Below are 17,073 nucleotides of genomic sequence, written 5' to 3'. Positions count from 1 at the left end.
TACAGGCCGACGATGCACTAACAATCAATTTGGACCAGTCAGATGAGGCTGCTCATGATAGTCTAGAACGTTTTGGACAAATTGCAGCACCAAATGTCCCGATTTTCAAGAGGTTGCTGACTGTATGCTACAGTAGGACTACAGTAGGACACCTGCTGTTTTCACTCGCTCTTTCCCACTTCTGTTTGGCGAAAACTGAAACAGGAGCGAAAGATGTCTCAATTCGAACTTCTGGAAATCTTGAGAGATCAATATCCTTCGACCACCGCAGCCGTACATAACCTTGTACAAAAGGCTTCAGAACTTAGGCTGGCCCGCGAAAATCGAGTCTGGATTGACTTTCACGGGTCCAACAAAGCAACGGTCGCGTTTGAAAACGCAATGTGGGAAGCCTTACTTTGGGCAGCTCGCGAGACCGGAGAAACGAGCGCAGAACGTCTCTTAAAGTTCATGGCAAATTTCTTAGCACAGTTTGCACTGGCTTGCCCTCGGTGGAACAACACATTGCCCGAAGTTGCGGACCACTTGTTCAATGCCACCGAGCGAGAAGATTCCTTGCTAGTTGACGCTGTTGATCAAGTTAGCGGCGAGCAATTGGTAGTAAGAAGAATAGGCAGAGCGAGGCTTGAAAAACATTCAGGCATTATCTCCAAGAACTCTGGGTAACTAAACTAAAGCAGAACTAAGCAGTAGTCGTCCGGCGCAAACTCTCACAAAATGAAGCTTTGGCTCGTCGGGCGACTTCTATCCAATAGGTACTACTTGTGGTTCAAAACAGCCGAGTCACCGACTGAATCCGTCGAGGTAGCTTATTTGTGATACCCAGATCTCGCGCGTTCATACCTAGACAGCAAATGTGTTACTGCGATAGCTAAAAACCAAATCAAGAATGAGCCAACTTTTTCAGCAGCAGCAATTGGCAATACGAGAAATCCGAACAGAACGGATACTAAATCCTGAGCCTGCCATCCATCCGCAAGTAAATCCGGTAGCAACCCGATTAGGCTTCCGCAGGCACCTGTCACCAAAGAGGCCAATAGTCCTCCTGTAACGGCCCAAATCCATCCGCCTAGGCCAGCTCGCCCGAACATCGAAGCGAGCAAGTAGCCCATAACCGCACCGCCCAGCATCATTGCGATAACGTAACGAGCAACAAGTCCCAAGTTCTCCCTAACCCAGTCATCTTGCAAACCATCAGGAAAATCGCGTGAAAAAAACGTGAGAAATAAGCCAGCACCGATCAAAGCCATCATGATTGTAGATGTCAGCCTGGGAGCCTTTTCATTTGAACTAGAGTTCGGCAATTGGTTTTCCCAGTTTGAAGGCAATCAACAAGTTGCTACCACTCTCAAAGTGGGCAAACAATTGCCAGGTTGTTTTTCAGCTTTCTTGTGAATTCGCGTCCGACTACGCACTGAGCTTCTTTTGACGGTTCGACCTGTCGTACGAAGTTGAGCAAAAAGAGATATTGTTAACCCACACGGTGATCTACTCACTTTCTATCAATCGTGTGAAACCAAAAGCACGCCTTGAATCTCGTGCCCCAATCTCCGATTTCGGAGGCTTCCACATTTGAGGAATTGGCTGATCTTTTTCCGCCAGCTTCTTGCAAAATCAAACCCAGCGCGAGTTAACTGTCAGAAGTGACCTTATCTTTGGCGTATACGTGAACATCCATTTGCGGAAACGCGATGGAGATGCCTTCATTTTGCAAGCGGGTCTTTCCAATCTCCGTAAGGTCCCACATCACATCCCAATAATCATCGGTGCGCACCCAAGGTCTACAGTAGACGTTCACGGATGACGGACCCAATTCGCCGACAAATATCCTCGTTTCCGGGCTTTTCAGGCATCGTTTGTCTGCTTGAACCATCTCAGAAAGCGTTGCCTTGGCGCGCTCAATATTGTCTGAGTATCCAATTCCGAAAACAAGATCGACACGCCTTACTCGGTACTTAGTAAGGTTCTCCATTGATCCTTGCCATATAGATTGGTTTGGGATTTGTACCAGACGGTTGTCGAAAGTTCTTAGCTTTGTTGAAATCACGTTTACGTCTATGACTGTCCCAACTATTTGATTTATAGATATAATGTCGCCTTTTGAGTAAGGATTTGTTGTTTGAAGCAGAAGTCCGCCAATCACACTTTGAAACAAGTTTTGTAGCATGAATGCCAAAAGGAACCCAAGTCCACCGATAATTGCTGTTGTGACGCCTAGGTTTACGCCAAGCCCCCACAAGGCGACAAACAAACCTATTACAAGAATGCCCCAGCGGAGAACGTTCGGAAAAACAACAGCGGCGATCTCGTTTTCATCGTTTCGGACGCGCAACCACCTGCCAGACACCTTTTTCAGGATCCCTCCGATAAGAAAAGCAGCCGCCATAACTATTATGGCCTGGATAACCCCGCTTAGCGCTCTTACCCCACCCCTGCCTGACAAAATCCAGTCTTTTGAAAGGTGAAAAATCGCCGACCATTGGTATGAAAGCAAAAGCTCCGTTACAAAACCTTTGATATACGCTTGGTGTTTTTTCAGATCGTCTTCAGATCCGCCTTTGCGCTCCAAAGCGTTAACTACAACCAAATAGTTCTGAAAGTCACCGATGTTTTGGCGGTTTATAGCCTTTATTTGATCAACGAGCTCGGGAACTTGATCATCCGCCACTTTTTCCAATTGGGTTAAGCCTTCGGCAATTCTCGCGAGGTTGTCTTGAACTCTGCGCTGCCAGATATCTGCTATTTTCTTGAGATCTTCTGCGCCTAACGCAACGACATGCCGCGAGAGGACGTCTTCGTCTACGTTCGCCTCGCTCGCAACAGTAATTGAATTTTGATACGGATCCGATTGAGCAAGTTGCTGCGCCTTGGCCATTCCGAAAAACAGCGCGAAAAGAAACAAGGCGCACAATACGGCAGTTCTAATTAATATCGAGGCGCGCGTAACACTCTTCCGTTGGACAGGGACTATCAATTTACCCGCTCATATTCGAACTATGTTGGCACAAAGTACCCCAGCCTTTGCAATCGTTGCCGAAAATTTTCAGTCTCGAAGTAGTTATTCGGATTTTATGTCTCAACAGAACGCAAATTTTCAATACCTTTACGCAGCATCCCCACGACGCCGGATGCATAGGGGAGATCACCAAGATATTCTTCGAGCGTAAAATGTTTGGTCGGGAAATTCGAAAGCGCGCCGCGTGCAAGCTCCGTCTCGCCAGCCAGACCATGAATGGCAGCGATCAACAACCAATCCGCTACATATTCACGAGCATCCATCCGTCGCACTTTTTCTGAGGCTGATAAATAGTCTCCGTTCTCTACGTCCTCGAGGCATAGTGTGATATTTGTCCAGATCGGCAAAAATGGATTGATTTCCAAAGCCCGTCGCACCATTTGTGCGCCCAGCTTGATATCACCTACTAGTGCAACCCATCCACCTGCCAAAGCAAGCAACAGAGCACTGTTGGGATTGGCTTTAGTTGCTGCGTCAATCAAACGATCAAACCTTCGGGTGTCCCCTAAGAGTTGTGCGTAAATCGCTGCTGCAAAGAGAGCCTCCTGGTTTTGAGGCTCCAAAGTCACTGCCTTTTCTGCGTGACCTTGTCCCAGTTGCAGAACCTCTCTCAGGCGTTTTTGACCTAACGCTACTTCCTCTACATATCCCAACGCTATCAGTGCATGCGCAAGCCCACTAGCATCCTGATTCCGAGCTGCTGAACGCGCCAGGTCCATCATTAGCTTCAAGCTATCTGATCTAGAGGTGCGCACATGGGCGTGAAAGGCCAATAGGGCTTGGTAGACGCTACTCTCAGCAGACGCGCGGCCCGCTAAACGACCTGAGGTATCAGTTGCGATAACCCCGTAAGCATCAACAAGCTTTGATGCACACTGCCTTGCAATCTCTTCCTGGGCTTAGAAACTGTCAGTCGCGTCCGGATTGATATCGCGCCGGTCGGCCCACAAAATAGACCCATCACGTTTACGTTGAAGTTGCACAATTAGGTGAAGCTTGTCGCAAGTGTCCCTGACTGAGCCATGGAGAAAATAGTCGCAATTTGGCTTGAGATTCTCATTATTCCAAACTGAGCTTCTGTCTGGAAACCCAGTCAGAACTCGGACATGCGCGAAACGCGTCAGTTCTAGCCCTAGCTCTTCAGGAAAGCCCTCGCGAAACCACTTAGCCCGCGTCGTATCTGAACCGGTGAAGATACCTATCCCGAGTACGGGCCAACCCTTGTCATGCGAAGATGACGAGTCAGGCAGGCTAGCATTTTCGACCTTAGCTTCAAAAAGTGGGCGGTACTGCCCTTTGGGTACAGATATGATAAGCGGATCGTTTTTGCCTTTCGACAAGTAGTAATGGCTTAGTGCTTTTCTTAGTTTGACCGCCTCAGTCCTTACAACAGGATCTGTAGTTGGATCAAAGTCAGCGCCTCTACCAAACACATCCATTGCCAATGCAGTACCATGCAATTCATCGCCTCGACCTTCAAGTTCTAGAAAGACGAGGTGACTTAAGAGCCCTTTTGTCCGCGCACTGCATTTAAAGTCATTTGACGTCGTGATGCTCTCAAGCTGTTTAAGAACAAGCGCCTTATCGACTTTTTCTACCACGACTATTCTCCGCCTTTGCAACGAGGATAAATGTGCCAATTCAGGTTACTTTATTTCAGTATACAATTTCTTGCCCGCCGTTTTTTAACTACAATCTACAATGTACCGAATTTGCTAACGAAGCAGCAAAAGAGCTTTCATTTACGATGGTGTCTTAGTCCGCAGAGGGTTAGAAGCGGTCCTTCGCCGCACCAAAATCGAACGTCTGATAATTGGCGCCAATTTTCGAACTTCTAAATATGAGCACAAAAGGAAAGAGGCTGAACTTTCAGCCTCCTTCAACATTTACCTATAGGGCCTTGCCGTTCGGGGGCCCTTTTTCTTTTCCCGCATATTTCCACAATTAAGAAATTCGTATCAGCTTCAACAGGTGTTTTCTAATTTCGTCGCGCCAAAAGGCTGTCAAAGTACGGACTTATACTTGGTTAAGTTTCAACAACCGAACCCATGAAATCAACAAATGCTATTCCGAGCTTTTTCCTGCGCCAAGCTGTCGTTTTGCCTGCTGTCTGTGCTTCCCTCTTCCGCAGTTGCAGAATGTAGCCATTCAAACCCCTACAGCTTGCAAGCAGAAATCACATATGAGGAAATTTTCGATTTCGAAGTCAAATCTTATCCTCGCAATATGGCGCATCCTTATGAAATCAAATTCCCGAACAGCGCATTATTACGAACTTGGCGGTCGAGGATTGGCCCCAACATCTTGCGACCCTTACCGATTTAAGGAACAGTGCCCGAAATCAACGAAGGAGAGTGGCGGTGGATCTGCGTGCCATGGCCATGGGGCTGACATTTGCGTTTATCTGGTCGTCGGCCTTTACCTCGGCACGCATTATCGTGGCGGATGCCTCACCTTTGTTTTCTTTGGCCCTTCGGTTTCTGATCTCTGGTCTGATTGGGGTCGCGATCGCATGGGCCATGGGCCAAAGCTGGCGGCTGACCCGATCACAGTGGTACGCAACCATTCTATTCGGTATTTGCCAAAATGCCCTGTATTTGGGTCTGAATTTTTATGCCATGCAGACTGTCGAAGCCTCGGTTGCAGCGATCATCGCCTCGACCATGCCCCTTCTGGTGGCGCTGGCCAGTTGGCTGTTTCTGGGCGACAGGTTGCGTCCAATGGGGGTGCTTGGTCTGTTTGCAGGGTTCGCCGGCGTCGCGTTGATCATGAGCAGCCGCATCAGCGCTGGGGTCGACATGTTCGGCGTGATGCTGTGCGGCATTGGGGCGCTGGCACTGGCCTTTGCGACGCTGGCAGTACGCGGGGCAACCTCGGGCGGGAATTTCATGATGATTGTTGGCCTGCAAATGCTGGTGGGATCCACAGTTCTGTTTGCCGCCGCACCGCTGTTTGAAACCATCTATATCCACCCGACGGTCCCACTGGCGCTGGCCTTTACCTATACAACTCTTTTCCCCGGCCTGCTGGCGACCTTCATATGGTTCCTGTTGCTGGACAGGATCGGAGCAACACGGGCTGCCACGTTTCATTTCCTCAACCCGGTCTTCGGCGTCACAATCGCCGCAATCTTACTTGGTGAGAAACTTGGACCACTGGATGCGGTCGGCGTTGGTGTGACCACATTGGGAATTCTGGCCGTTCAGCTTTCCCGACAGCCCGCGCCGAAACCCGGCTGATACCCGCACATCTGCGCGAGGAAGGCAAAACCCCCTTTGCTTTCGCCGCTCAAACCCCATTTATTAGGTCAAACCAGTTTCCACACGTCCCGAGGACCAATGACCCGATACACCAAAAACCCCGAGGCGATCGCTGCCCTGTCACCCGAGGAATACCATGTCACGCAAAACAGCGGGACGGAACGCCCGGGCACTGGCAAGCTTCTGAACAACAAGGAACCGGGGATTTATGTCGACATTGTTTCGGGCGAGCCGCTGTTTGCCTCGACCCATAAATATGAATCCGGTTGCGGCTGGCCCAGCTTTACCAAGCCCATCGTGCACGAACATGTGGAAGAGTTCACCGACCGCACGCTGGGCATGATCCGGACCGAGGTCCGCTCGAAACACGGGGACAGCCACTTGGGGCACGTGTTCCCAGACGGCCCGCGCGAACATGGCGGGCTGCGCTATTGCATCAACTCGGCCTCCTTGCGGTTTATCCATCGCGATGACATGGAGGATGAAGGCTATGCAGAATACCTGATCCATGTGGAGGATATCCAATGACCGAACAACGCGCCGTTCTTGCCGGTGGCTGCTTTTGGGGCATGCAGGACCTGATCCGCAAATTGCCCGGCGTATCGCGTACCCGCGTCGGATACACGGGCGGTGACGTACCAAACGCCACCTATCGCAATCATGGAACCCATGCCGAAGGGATTGAGATCTTCTTTGACCCTACGCAGATCACCTATCGCGACCTGTTGGAGTTCTTTTTCCAGATCCACGACCCGACCACCGTCAACCGGCAGGGCAACGACGTCGGCATGAGTTACCGATCCGCAATCTATTATGTGGATGATGCCCAGAAACAGATCGCGCTGGATACGATTGCCGACGTGAATGCCAGCGGCATCTGGCCCGGCAAGGTCGTTACCGAAATCGAACCCGTTGGCGATTTCTGGGACGCTGAACCGGAACATCAGGACTATCTTGAGCGTATCCCCAACGGCTATACCTGCCATTTCCCGCGCCCTGACTGGGTTCTGCCCAAACGCGATGCTGCCGAATAATGGATAGCCCCAAGCCCGGGGCTAACCTGACGCCACCCTCGGGCGACCGCTGGCCTCGACCGTTACGGTCGCTTCGACAAAAACGTCCTGCGCCTCAATTCGTGCGGTCCTAATATCGCGGCTGACAATCACCCGGATATCTTCGGCACCCGCCCGACGGATTTCACTTTCGGCCTCGTCTTTCAGGGCTATCTGCAGAACCTCCAAGGCCTCTTCAGGTTCGGTAAAGTCCTGTGGCCCGCTCTCAAGATGTACCCTATAGCGCCCCTCTGACGGTGACGTTACAGTCCCCGACCGGCGCAAGGTCAGGCGGCCCACAACAGCCCCAATCGCATTGGCTACATCGGTATGTTCGGGCAGGATCATATTGCAATGCAGCCGCTCGCCCGCCGCTGGGTAGTAGCTGGGTGCCGACGCCCCAAGGCCGATCACATCCACATTCAGGGCCGCATCCAGTGCCAGCAAACCGCGGTGCCGATCCAGCCCTTTTTGCGTCAGAACATGGCGGGCTAGATCTGTGGCAGACAGCCCAAAATCCTCAATTTCTTCCGCAAAAGCAGTCTCTAACAAGGTCAATGCGGTTTGCTCGGTCAACTGAGCGACGATCATCTCGGCCAATGCTTCGGGCGTTGCAGCCAGGACATCCCCCGTACCAACACGCTTGCGCGCCACAAGCTCCAGCGCTTTACGCGCCGCTTCACTGTCCCACGAAGTCAGTCGCCCAAGCACATGGGACGCATCAGACGGGGTGACGCCACTGACCTGAACGATCCCGCGATCCACCAGCCGTGTAAGTGCGCCGCTTTCCATTCGGGTTTTCAGCAGCTCAGACAGTGGTGCAACCCGATCCCCGAGCCTGTCCAACAACGCGTCCTCCCGCGGCCCCAGTCCTTCGGCAGGAAGGCCAGGCACGCGGCGCGCAAAGCGCGTATCATGCTCTCCCACCGTTGTCGCACGGAGTTGCGCGTCAAGTATCGGATGAACAATTTCGGGATGCTCTGCCGCTATCAGAGAGACAGGCAAAACCCGCCGCGGCCCAAGGAATACACCGCCTGCCAGGCCTTCGGTCTTTACGTGCACCTGACTGTCACCGCCCAGCCCATGCGTTCGCATGGCCACGGCCTCGACCATCGTGCGAAACCCGCCCACCTGCGCGCCAGCCGGATCAATCGCTGGCTTTCCATCCCGGATCAACGCTATGTCCGTGGTCGTGCCCCCGATGTCCGAAACCAACGCGTTTTCAGCCCCGGTTAGCCAACTTGCCCCTACAATCGATGCGGCAGGCCCGCTCAGAATGGTTTCGATCGGCCTGTCCCGCGCCTGTTCCGCGCTCATCAAGGCGCCATCACCGCGCACAACCATCATCGGCGCCGAAATACCAAGGTCCAGCAGTTGATCCTGCGCACGCCCGATCAACCGGTCGATCATTCCAATCAGCCGAGCATTCAACACGGCGGTCACGGCGCGTTTCGGGCCATTCAACTTGGCAGACAAATGATGCGAACACGTAACCGGCGCGCCTGTCTTTTCTGCGATGATCCGGGCAGCTTCCAGTTCGTGAGCCGGGTTGCGCGTTGCAAACTGCGCCGCCACTGCAAACCCTGACACGCCCGAATGTGAGTCTAAAAAGGATAAAAGCGCCTCAATATCCAGCGGGGCCGCCTCAGCGCCTGCATGCGTGTGACCCCCGCTTAACACAACAGCCGGATCACCCTTTAAGGCATCCTTCAGCCCGTGCCTGTCCAGATCCGCTTGTTTGAACCCGATATACACCAGTGCGACACGCCCACCCTGCCCTTCGACCAGCGCATTTGTGGCCAACGTCGTCGACAGTGACGCCATCGAGACTTGATCGGGCGATACCTGCGCCCGCTGCAAAACCGTGGAAATAGCTTTGCCCACACCAATCGCCAAATCCGCCCGTGTGGTCAGGGACTTGGCCGAGGCTATTACATCCTTTTCATCCCGAACAAGAACTGCATCCGTATAAGTTCCGCCTGTATCTACCCCCAAAGCCAACGCCATCGGGACCTCCTCACTGTTCGCTGAAGATCGGTGTAGCGGTTCGCAGCGACACGTCCACCCCGTTTGCGGCACTCAAGCCAGTTGTTTCATCGCCCAGCGCGCGGCATCGGCCACAGTCGGATCTGGATCGTCGATCAATCGCGCCGCAATCGGCCTCAGTTCCGGCAGCCCGGAATTCCCGATCGCATAAAGAACATTTCGCACAAAGCGATCCCGCCCGATCCGCTTGATGGGCGACCCCGAGAACTTTTCGCGAAATGCCGCGTCATCCAAACCGGCCAGTTCCGCCAGGGGCGGAGACTTCAACTCGGGACGCGCCGCATATCTCAGATCACTTGCGGCGACGGCAAACTTGTTCCAGGGGCACGCGGCCAGACAATCGTCGCAGCCGTAAATCCGGTTCCCCATCTTCGCTCGCAGTTCTTCATCAACCGGACCCTTGTGTTCAATGGTCAGATAAGAAATGCATCGCCGCGCATCCAACTGGTAGGGCCCCGGAAAGGCATCAGTCGGGCACACATCCAGACAAGCCCGACATGATCCGCAATGATCGACCTCCGACATATCTGATGGAAGATCCAAAGTAGTAAAAACAGACCCTAAAAAAGCCCAATTCCCCCAGTCCCGGCTAACCAGATTGGTATGCTTCCCCTGCCACCCCAACCCGGCCGCATGGCCCAACGCCTTTTCCGGCACAGGTGCGGTATCGACGAACACCTTCACCTCTCCTCCGGCTTCGGCGATCAGCCACCGTGCTAACCGTTTGAGGCGTTTTTTGACCAAATCATGGTAGTCCTTGTTCTGGGCATAAACAGAGATCGCCCCACGTTCCGCCTGCCGTAAAACCTCGGTCGGATCATGGTCCGGCGTGTAACTCTCAGCCAGCATGATCACCGATCGCGCGTCGGGCCACAAAGCCGCCGGATCACCACGCCAATGGGTTCGCTCTGCCATCCAGCCCATCTGTCCGTGGTACCCGGCCTGCAAGAACGCCTCCAGCCGCGCGGGCACCGCTGGCACGTCCCACGGACGGCACACACGGCAGGACACAAACCCCTCGTTCAGGGCCTGCGCCACCAACCTGTCCTTCAAACCCGATCCGCTCTTCATCTGGCTAAAAATATCCTCGGGGGGAATCGCGCCCCGGCGCGATGGGGGGCAGACAACCCCCCTGCTACCCTATCAGAAATCCAGATCAGCGTAGTGAGGCGGAGGCCGAAACCCCGGCACCTGATCCGCCAGTATCGACCGGAACGCAGGGCGCGACTTGATCTTGGCATACCAATCCTTCACCGCCGCCGATCGATTCCAATCCACGTCCGAGATATAATCCAACGCCGAAAGGTGCGCAGCCGCTGCAAAATCCGCCAGCGTCATCTGATCCCCGGCCAACCAACGACGATGATCCAGCAGCCAGGCCATGTAATCCAAATGGTACTTGATTGCCTTGGCACCTTCCTTGACGTTCTTACTGTCCGGATAGCCCTCGCCAGTGATTTTCTTGTTCACCCGTTCATACAAAAGCTTCGAGGTGACCTCCTGATGAAACTTGTCATCAAACCACGCCACCAGACGCCGAACCTCGTACCTGTCTTCCGGTGTTTTCGGCAAAAGCGCGGGTTCTGGGCGGGTCTCCTCGATATACTCGCAGATGGCTGTGCTCTCGGATAAGGTCTTTCCATCCAGCCGAAGAACCGGGACTTTTCCCGCAGGGTTACGGCGCAGGAAATCCGGGTCTTGTTCCCAGTATCTCTCTTCCACCAGCTCAACCTCAATCTTCTTTTCTGCCAGCGACAACCGGACCTTGCGGCAATACGGGGACAGGGGAACGTGAAACAGACGCGCCATGATCTTCCAATCGAACCAGTGAATACCCTCCAGCTTTAGCGCCGAGAGGGTTTGTTTTTCAATCCTCGAAACAATCCGCGCGACCATCTGCGCGGATGGTGGCCGCTCCATCTAGGATCGAGGCCGCCCGCCTGCGTGTACGCACCGAGGGATCGGTTACCGAGCGATTGCGCGGCGACGGCAGGATCGCCGCAATCCGCGCGGCCTGCACCGAGGACAGTTTTGACGCTGGAATGTTGAAATTGCGCTGGGCTGCTGCTTCGACCCCGAAAACTCCATTCCCGGTCTCGGCCACGTTCAGGTAAACCTCAAGGATACGCTGTTTGCTCCAGAATATTTCGACCACCGGCGTAATCGAAGTCTCTAACGCCTTGCGCACCCAGCTACGCCCCTGCCACAGGAACACGTTCTTGACCACCTGCTGTGACAGGGTCGAGGCCCCGCGTGATCCGCCATCCTCCAGCGCGTCGCGGATCGCTTCGACGTCAAAGCCCCAATGCAGGCAGAAATTCGCATCTTCGGCCGCCACGACCGACCGTGCCATAATGGGCGAGATCTCTTCGATCGGCACCCAATCGCGTTCAACCTTGCCCAACCTGCGCCATTCCGACCATATCGTATGAGTCACGGGCGGGTTCACCACCGAATACAGCGCGACCAGCGCAACCACAAACACCACACAGCCCAAAGCACCGCGTAAAACCCAGCGGCGAATCTGCATCAGGATCGGCGTTTTAGCCTTGGACGCCTTCTTTTTCTTACCGCTTTTCTTGCGGACTGCTTTCTTTGCCATATCCCAGCTATACGACGAGTGATCGCGGTTTGAAACGGCTGGGGCGTCACCAGCATAAGAAAACCCGCACGCCGACAGGGCGCGCGGGCTTCGTTTATCTGAGCTTGCGATTTATTCCGCCGGAACCGCTTCCGCCTCATGGGTCAGAGGATGGCTGAGATTGTTCAGCATCTCTTTGGGGCAGACCTGCAGGAAGTTGGCCTTTTCCACATCCCAATGCTGCAGAATATCGGCGGCCTTGCGGCTGAAGGTTTCTGCCTGATGGGTTTCGATCAGCGTTTTGAGCTGGTCTTCCCAATGGTCCACCGTGACCGGGCATGTTACCAGCGTTTCCATGTTCATTAGCGCCTGTGCCTTACCGTCGGGGTCGTACAGATAGGCCATGCCACCGGTCATGCCCGCACCAAAGTTAGCACCGATGCTGCCCAGAATCACCGCCACTCCGCCGGTCATGTATTCGCACCCGTTCGAGCCACAGCCCTCAATCACCACTTTGGCACCCGAGTTGCGGACCGCGAAACGCTCGCCTGCGCGGCCTGCTGCAAACAGGTGTCCGTCGGTGGCACCATACAGAACTGTGTTGCCGATAATGGTGTTGTCATCTGCCTTCAGCGGGCTGACCTGCGGCGGACGCACAACGATCATGCCACCCGACAGACCCTTACCCACATAGTCGTTGGCGTCACCCGACACTTCCAACTTAAGCCCCGGAGCAGCAAAGGCCCCCAACGACTGACCGGCAGACCCCTGCAGTTTCACATGCAGGTGGTCGTCCTGGAATGTATTTCGCATCCCGAAATTCTGAACGATATGGCTGGAAACCCGTGTGCCCACTGTGCGGTGCGTGTTCTGCACCGCGTAAGACAGCTGCATCTTCTCACCGTCTTTCAGGAACCGCGCCGCATCGCGCACGATTTCAGCGTCCAGCGTATCGGGCACTGCGTTGCGATCCTTACCGCGGTTATAGACGATGTCCTGCGCGCCATCGACGGTGATCAGCAGCGGATTCAGGTCCAGATCGTCCAGATGCGCCGAACCCCGGCTGACCTGCGCCAGCAGATCGGCGCGACCGATGATCTCATCAATCGAGCGCGCGCCAAGGCTGGCCAGCAGCTCGCGTACTTCTTGCGCGTAGAAGGTGATCAGGTTGACGACTTTGTCCGCGTTGCCGGTGAACTTGGCACGCAGGGATTCGTCCTGCGTGCACACACCAACCGGGCAGGTGTTCGACTGGCACTGGCGCACCATAATACAGCCCATCGCGATCAGGGCAGCGGTGCCGATGCCGTATTCCTCGGCCCCCATCATCGCGGCCATCACAATATCGCGCCCGGTGCGCAAACCACCGTCGGTCCGCAGGGTCACGCGGTCGCGCAGGTTGTTCATTGCCAGAACCTGATGCGCCTCGGTCAGGCCCATTTCCCACGGCAGACCGGCATATTTGATGCTGGTCGCGGGCGAGGCGCCCGTGCCGCCGTTGTGACCCGAAATAAGGATAATATCCGCTTTGGCCTTGGCCACACCGGCGGCAATCGTGCCCACGCCCGAGGACGCCACCAGCTTGACCGTCACCTTACAGCGCGGGTTGATCTGTTTCAGATCATAGATCAGCTGCGCCAGATCCTCGATCGAGTAGATGTCGTGGTGCGGCGGCGGCGAAATCAGCGTCACGCCTTTGGTCGAGTGCCGCAGACGCGCGATCAGGTCGGTCACTTTCATACCCGGCAACTGACCACCTTCACCCGGTTTCGCACCCTGAGCGACCTTGATCTCAAGCTCTTCACACTGGTTCAGGTACTCGGAGGTCACACCAAAGCGGCCCGAGGCCACCTGTTTGATCTTGGCCGACGGGTTATCGCCATTCGGCTCTGGCACGAAATGCGCCGGGTCTTCGCCACCCTCACCCGAGTCGGACTTCGCGCCAATCCGGTTCATCGCCACGTTCAGCGTCTTGTGCGCCTCTGGCGACAGCGCGCCCAGCGACATGCCCGGCGTGACAAAACGCTTGCGGATCGACGTGATCGATTCGACCTCTTCAATCGGCACCGGCTTGCCCAGCGGCTTGAAGTCCATCAGATCGCGTAGGTGGATCGGAGGGTTCGATTGCATCTTGGCGGAATACTGCTTCCACAGCTCATAGGATGCCCGGTTACACGCCATCTGCATCATATGCATCGAGGTCGCTTCCCACGCGTGGGTCTCTCCCGATTTGCGCGATTTGTAGAAACCACCGATGGGCAGAACGTCCAGTCCGCTGTCCCAGCCTTTGGCGTGGATTTCCTCGGCCTTGGCCTGAATGCCCGTGACACCGATGCCGGAAATCCGGCTGGTCATGCCCGGGAAATACTCGGCCACCATGGCACGACTCAGGCCCACGGCCTCAAAGTTCAGGCCGCCGCGATAGGACGAAATCACCGAAATCCCCATCTTGGCCATGATCTTCAGCAGGCCCTGATCAATCGCCTCGCGATAGCGCGCGACGTTTTCAGTCAGCGTGCCGTCCAGCAGGCCGCGATCAATGCGGTCGGCCAGTGAATCTTCAGCCAGATAAGCGTTCACAACGGTCGCGCCGCAACCGATCAGTACGGCAAAGTAATGCGGATCGACACATTCGGCCGAGCGCACGTTCAACGAACAGAAGGTTCGCAGCCCCTGACGGGTCAGATGCGAATGCACGGCACTTGTCGCCAGGATCATCGGCATCGCCACGCGACCCTCTCCCGAGTTCATGTCGGACAACACCAGATGCCCCGCGCCCGAGCGCACGGCCTCTTCTGCTTCGGCTCTGATGCGGACCAAAGCGGCATTCAGTGCGCCCCGACCTGGTTCAAAGCTACAGTCGATCTCGGCCAGCGGCGAACCAAAGCTTTCTGCCAGCTTGTCCCACTGGGCGTTGCCCACAAAGGGGCTGCCCAGAGTGATGATCTCGGTTTGGCTGCTGTCTTCGTCCAGCACGTTTTTCAGGTTTCCGAACCGAGTTTTCAGCGACATCACCCGGTATTCGCGCAAGCTGTCGATGGGTGGGTTCGTCACCTGGCTAAAGTTCTGACGGAAGAAATGGCTGAGTGGGCGATATTGCTTGGACAGAACCGCAGACGGAGTGTCGTCGCCCATCGAGGCGATGGATTCCTTGCCATCCTCGGCCATGGGCGCAAGGATTTGTTCCAGTTCTTCAACCGAATAACCGGCAGCAATTTGGCGCTTGCGCAGTTCTTCGCCGCTGAACTTCGCGCTTTCGGTCACGTCCGACAGCGTTTCATCCAGATCGTTGATTTTGCCGACCCACTCGCCAAATGGCAGCGCACGGGCCAGCTTGTCCTTGATTTGGGTGTCGCGGAACAGCTTGCCCTTTTTCATATCCACGGCCAGCATTTGCCCCGGACCCAGCGCGCCTTTTTCGGTAACGCTGGCCTCATCAATCGGCACCATTCCGGCCTCGGACCCTGCGATCACCAGACCGTCACCGGTCACCACATAACGCATCGGGCGCAACCCGTTCCGGTCCAGACCGGCACAGACCCAGCGGCCGTCGGTCATCGCCAGCGCGGCAGGGCCGTCCCACGGTTCCATCACCGAGTTGCAGTAGGAATACATGTCGCGCCAGGCCTGAGGCAGCTCGACCGCTTGCTTGGACCAGCTTTCCGGCACCAACATGGTTTTCGCCATCGGGGCCGAGCGGCCCGCGCGCACCAGAACCTCGAAAACCGAGTCTAATGCAGCCGAATCCGACGACCCACCAGCGATGATCGGTTTGATATCCTCGGCATAGTCACCAAAGGTGCCCGAGGCCATGCGGATCTCGTGGCTTTTCATCCAGTTGACGTTGCCCTTCAGCGTGTTGATCTCGCCATTATGGGCCAACATACGGAAGGGTTGGGCCAGCCACCATTGCGGGAAAGTGTTGGTCGAATAACGCTGGTGATAAATCGCAAAAGCCGATTCAAACCGTTCGTCCATCAGGTCGGGGTAGAAGACCGCAACCTGCTCGGCCAGCATCATGCCCTTGTAGATAATCGAACGACAGCTAAGCGAAGCCAAGTAAAGGTCAGAGATGCCCGAAGCTGCGGCGGCCTTTTCGATCCGGCGGCGGATTACGTACAGCTCACGCTCAAAAGTCTCTTCATCCACGCCTTTGGAGTTCGAGATCAGAATTTGCTCGATCTCGGGCCGGGTCGCGTTTGCTTTTTCGCCCAGACAGGTCACATCAACCGGCACGTGGCGCCAGCCATAGATGTAATAGCCCATGCGCAGCACTTCGGTTTCCACGATGGTCCGACAGCTTTCCTGCGCGCCAAAATCGGTGCGGGGCAGGAAGACCTGACCCACGGCGATCAGCTCATCCAGATTGGGTTCGTGCCCGGTGCGGCGGATTTGGTCATAGAAGAACGGAACGGGTATCTGCACATGTATACCCGCGCCGTCGCCTGTCTTGCCATCGGCATCCACAGCGCCCCGGTGCCAGATCGCCTTGAGCGCATCAATCCCCGCGTCGACCACCTTGCGCGACGGCTTACCGTCGACAGACACGACAAGGCCTACGCCGCAGGATGAATGTTCTTCCTCCTCGGAATAGAGACCGTTTTCGGCCATCCACTGACGTTTGGCTTCTTCGGCGCGCACCCAATCGGCATCGTATTTGGTCATTGGCTGTCTCCTTCTTCCGAGGGGGCGTACATGGCCTCGACCTCGGCTTTGGTCATTTGCTGGCGTTCACCTGCGAACGCGTACCCTTCGGGCTTTTTGTCGAAATAAAGTTCCAGTTTCAGCGTGTGGCCGGTATCTGGGAACAGGCCTGCGGCGATTTGCGTGTGTCCGTGCATCTCACCGGGAAGCGTGATCCGGTACCACAGTGCCGAGCCGCAGTCGGCGCAGAAGGCGCGCTCGGCCCAATCGGACGAGGTGAAGGTCTTGACCGGCCCAAGCGCGGCGTAGCCTTCTTCGGCCTGAAAAGTAACCAGCATCGAACTTGTCCAGCGTCGGCATTGGTCGCAATGGCACGCGCCCAGCGCATCGCGCGCGGGCGTAGCGGTCACCGTGACCGCGCCACACATGCATTGGCCTTGCAACTCGGGCATTTCGAGGCTCCTGATCGCTGGG

14 protein-coding genes are annotated in these 17,073 nt (G+C 55.5%); 4 read left to right on the top strand and 10 right to left on the bottom strand.

Annotated features, from left to right (window positions below):
- The first annotated feature begins 213 nt into the window (after positions 1 to 213).
- Complete coding sequence (locus GOV87_RS13830; RefSeq protein WP_171212174.1) at positions 214 to 666, top strand: hypothetical protein; 453 nt, start codon at positions 214 to 216, stop codon at positions 664 to 666.
- A 143-nt stretch (positions 667 to 809) separates the two neighbouring features.
- Here GOV87_RS13830 and GOV87_RS13825 read toward each other — a convergent pair whose 3' ends face one another.
- From GOV87_RS13825 to GOV87_RS13810, 4 genes are all read right to left on the bottom strand, one after another.
- A complete protein-coding gene (locus GOV87_RS13825; RefSeq protein ID WP_171212173.1) occupies positions 810 to 1,253 on the bottom strand; it encodes a hypothetical protein in 444 nt (147 codons plus the stop codon).
- Positions 1,254 to 1,630: 377 nt separating this feature from the next.
- Positions 1,631 to 2,875, bottom strand: coding sequence for a mechanosensitive ion channel family protein (locus GOV87_RS13820; protein WP_171212172.1), 1,245 nt, complete (start codon positions 2,873 to 2,875; stop codon positions 1,631 to 1,633).
- Positions 2,876 to 3,069: 194 nt separating this feature from the next.
- On the bottom strand, positions 3,070 to 3,735 hold the full coding sequence (locus tag GOV87_RS13815) for a hypothetical protein (RefSeq protein WP_171212171.1): 666 nt from the start codon (positions 3,733 to 3,735) through the stop codon (positions 3,070 to 3,072).
- Positions 3,736 to 3,915: 180 nt separating this feature from the next.
- Positions 3,916 to 4,617, bottom strand: a complete 702-nt coding sequence (locus GOV87_RS13810; RefSeq protein WP_171212170.1) for a hypothetical protein — start codon at positions 4,615 to 4,617, stop codon at positions 3,916 to 3,918.
- A gap of 759 nt (positions 4,618 to 5,376) precedes the next feature.
- Here GOV87_RS13810 and GOV87_RS13805 point away from each other — a divergent pair.
- From GOV87_RS13805 to msrA, 3 genes are all read left to right on the top strand, one after another.
- Positions 5,377 to 6,255: a DMT family transporter gene (locus tag GOV87_RS13805; protein ID WP_171212169.1), complete on the top strand. Its 879-nt coding sequence runs from the start codon at positions 5,377 to 5,379 to the stop codon at positions 6,253 to 6,255.
- Positions 6,256 to 6,354: 99 nt separating this feature from the next.
- The gene (msrB, locus tag GOV87_RS13800) at positions 6,355 to 6,804 is read left to right on the top strand and encodes a peptide-methionine (R)-S-oxide reductase MsrB (protein ID WP_171212168.1); all 450 of its coding nucleotides are present in this window, start codon (positions 6,355 to 6,357) and stop codon (positions 6,802 to 6,804) included.
- Positions 6,801 to 7,310 carry a peptide-methionine (S)-S-oxide reductase MsrA gene (gene msrA, locus GOV87_RS13795; protein WP_171212167.1) on the top strand — a complete coding sequence of 170 codons (510 nt, stop codon included), beginning with the start codon at positions 6,801 to 6,803 and terminating at the stop codon, positions 7,308 to 7,310. The genes msrB and msrA overlap by 4 nt, the downstream gene beginning before the upstream one ends.
- A 21-nt stretch (positions 7,311 to 7,331) precedes the next feature.
- Here msrA and GOV87_RS13790 read toward each other — a convergent pair whose 3' ends face one another.
- From GOV87_RS13790 to GOV87_RS13765, 6 genes are all read right to left on the bottom strand, one after another.
- Complete coding sequence (locus GOV87_RS13790; RefSeq protein WP_171212166.1) at positions 7,332 to 9,335, bottom strand: hydantoinase/oxoprolinase family protein; 2,004 nt, start codon at positions 9,333 to 9,335, stop codon at positions 7,332 to 7,334.
- Positions 9,336 to 9,407: 72 nt separating this feature from the next.
- Complete coding sequence (gene queG, locus GOV87_RS13785) at positions 9,408 to 10,445, bottom strand: tRNA epoxyqueuosine(34) reductase QueG (RefSeq protein WP_171212165.1); 1,038 nt, start codon at positions 10,443 to 10,445, stop codon at positions 9,408 to 9,410.
- A 72-nt stretch (positions 10,446 to 10,517) separates the two neighbouring features.
- Positions 10,518 to 11,183 carry a glutathione S-transferase family protein gene (locus tag GOV87_RS13780; protein WP_171124273.1) on the bottom strand — a complete coding sequence of 222 codons (666 nt, stop codon included), beginning with the start codon at positions 11,181 to 11,183 and terminating at the stop codon, positions 10,518 to 10,520.
- A gap of 58 nt (positions 11,184 to 11,241) precedes the next feature.
- Positions 11,242 to 11,976 carry a monofunctional biosynthetic peptidoglycan transglycosylase gene (gene mtgA / locus GOV87_RS13775; protein WP_171123648.1) on the bottom strand — a complete coding sequence of 245 codons (735 nt, stop codon included), beginning with the start codon at positions 11,974 to 11,976 and terminating at the stop codon, positions 11,242 to 11,244.
- A 111-nt stretch (positions 11,977 to 12,087) separates the two neighbouring features.
- Positions 12,088 to 16,620 (bottom strand): glutamate synthase large subunit, encoded by a 4,533-nt coding sequence (gene gltB / locus GOV87_RS13770; RefSeq protein ID WP_171212164.1) that lies wholly within the window; start codon positions 16,618 to 16,620, stop codon positions 12,088 to 12,090.
- Entirely contained in the window at positions 16,617 to 17,051 is a 435-nt protein-coding gene (locus GOV87_RS13765) for a GFA family protein (protein WP_170786066.1), read from the bottom strand. Before GOV87_RS13765 ends, gltB begins: the two co-directional genes overlap by 4 nt.
- Between the last annotated feature and the right edge of the window lie 22 nt (positions 17,052 to 17,073).

The organism is Ruegeria sp. HKCCA5426 (assembly GCF_013034585.1).
Taxonomy (GTDB): domain Bacteria; phylum Pseudomonadota; class Alphaproteobacteria; order Rhodobacterales; family Rhodobacteraceae; genus Ruegeria.
Note: the sequence above shows the minus strand (reverse complement) of the source record. Positions and strands in the feature narration are given on the sequence as shown.

Excerpts from the sequence above, each read along its gene's own strand:
- GOV87_RS13830 (WP_171212174.1), top strand. The coding sequence starts at position 214 with ATGTCTCAATTCGAACTTCTGGAAATCTTGAGAGATCAATATCCTTCG.
- GOV87_RS13765 (WP_170786066.1), bottom strand. The coding sequence starts at position 17,051 with ATGCCCGAGTTGCAAGGCCAATGCATGTGTGGCGCGGTCACGGTGACC.
- queG (WP_171212165.1), bottom strand. The coding sequence starts at position 10,445 with ATGAAGAGCGGATCGGGTTTGAAGGACAGGTTGGTGGCGCAGGCCCTG.
- mtgA (WP_171123648.1), bottom strand. The coding sequence starts at position 11,976 with ATGGCAAAGAAAGCAGTCCGCAAGAAAAGCGGTAAGAAAAAGAAGGCG.
- GOV87_RS13780 (WP_171124273.1), bottom strand. The coding sequence starts at position 11,183 with ATGGCGCGTCTGTTTCACGTTCCCCTGTCCCCGTATTGCCGCAAGGTC.
- GOV87_RS13825 (WP_171212173.1), bottom strand. The coding sequence starts at position 1,253 with ATGATGGCTTTGATCGGTGCTGGCTTATTTCTCACGTTTTTTTCACGC.
- msrB (WP_171212168.1), top strand. The coding sequence starts at position 6,355 with ATGACCCGATACACCAAAAACCCCGAGGCGATCGCTGCCCTGTCACCC.
- gltB (WP_171212164.1), bottom strand. The coding sequence starts at position 16,620 with ATGACCAAATACGATGCCGATTGGGTGCGCGCCGAAGAAGCCAAACGT.
- GOV87_RS13790 (WP_171212166.1), bottom strand. The coding sequence starts at position 9,335 with ATGGCGTTGGCTTTGGGGGTAGATACAGGCGGAACTTATACGGATGCA.
- GOV87_RS13815 (WP_171212171.1), bottom strand. The coding sequence starts at position 3,735 with ATGGACCTGGCGCGTTCAGCAGCTCGGAATCAGGATGCTAGTGGGCTT.
- GOV87_RS13820 (WP_171212172.1), bottom strand. The coding sequence starts at position 2,875 with ATGGCCAAGGCGCAGCAACTTGCTCAATCGGATCCGTATCAAAATTCA.
- msrA (WP_171212167.1), top strand. The coding sequence starts at position 6,801 with ATGACCGAACAACGCGCCGTTCTTGCCGGTGGCTGCTTTTGGGGCATG.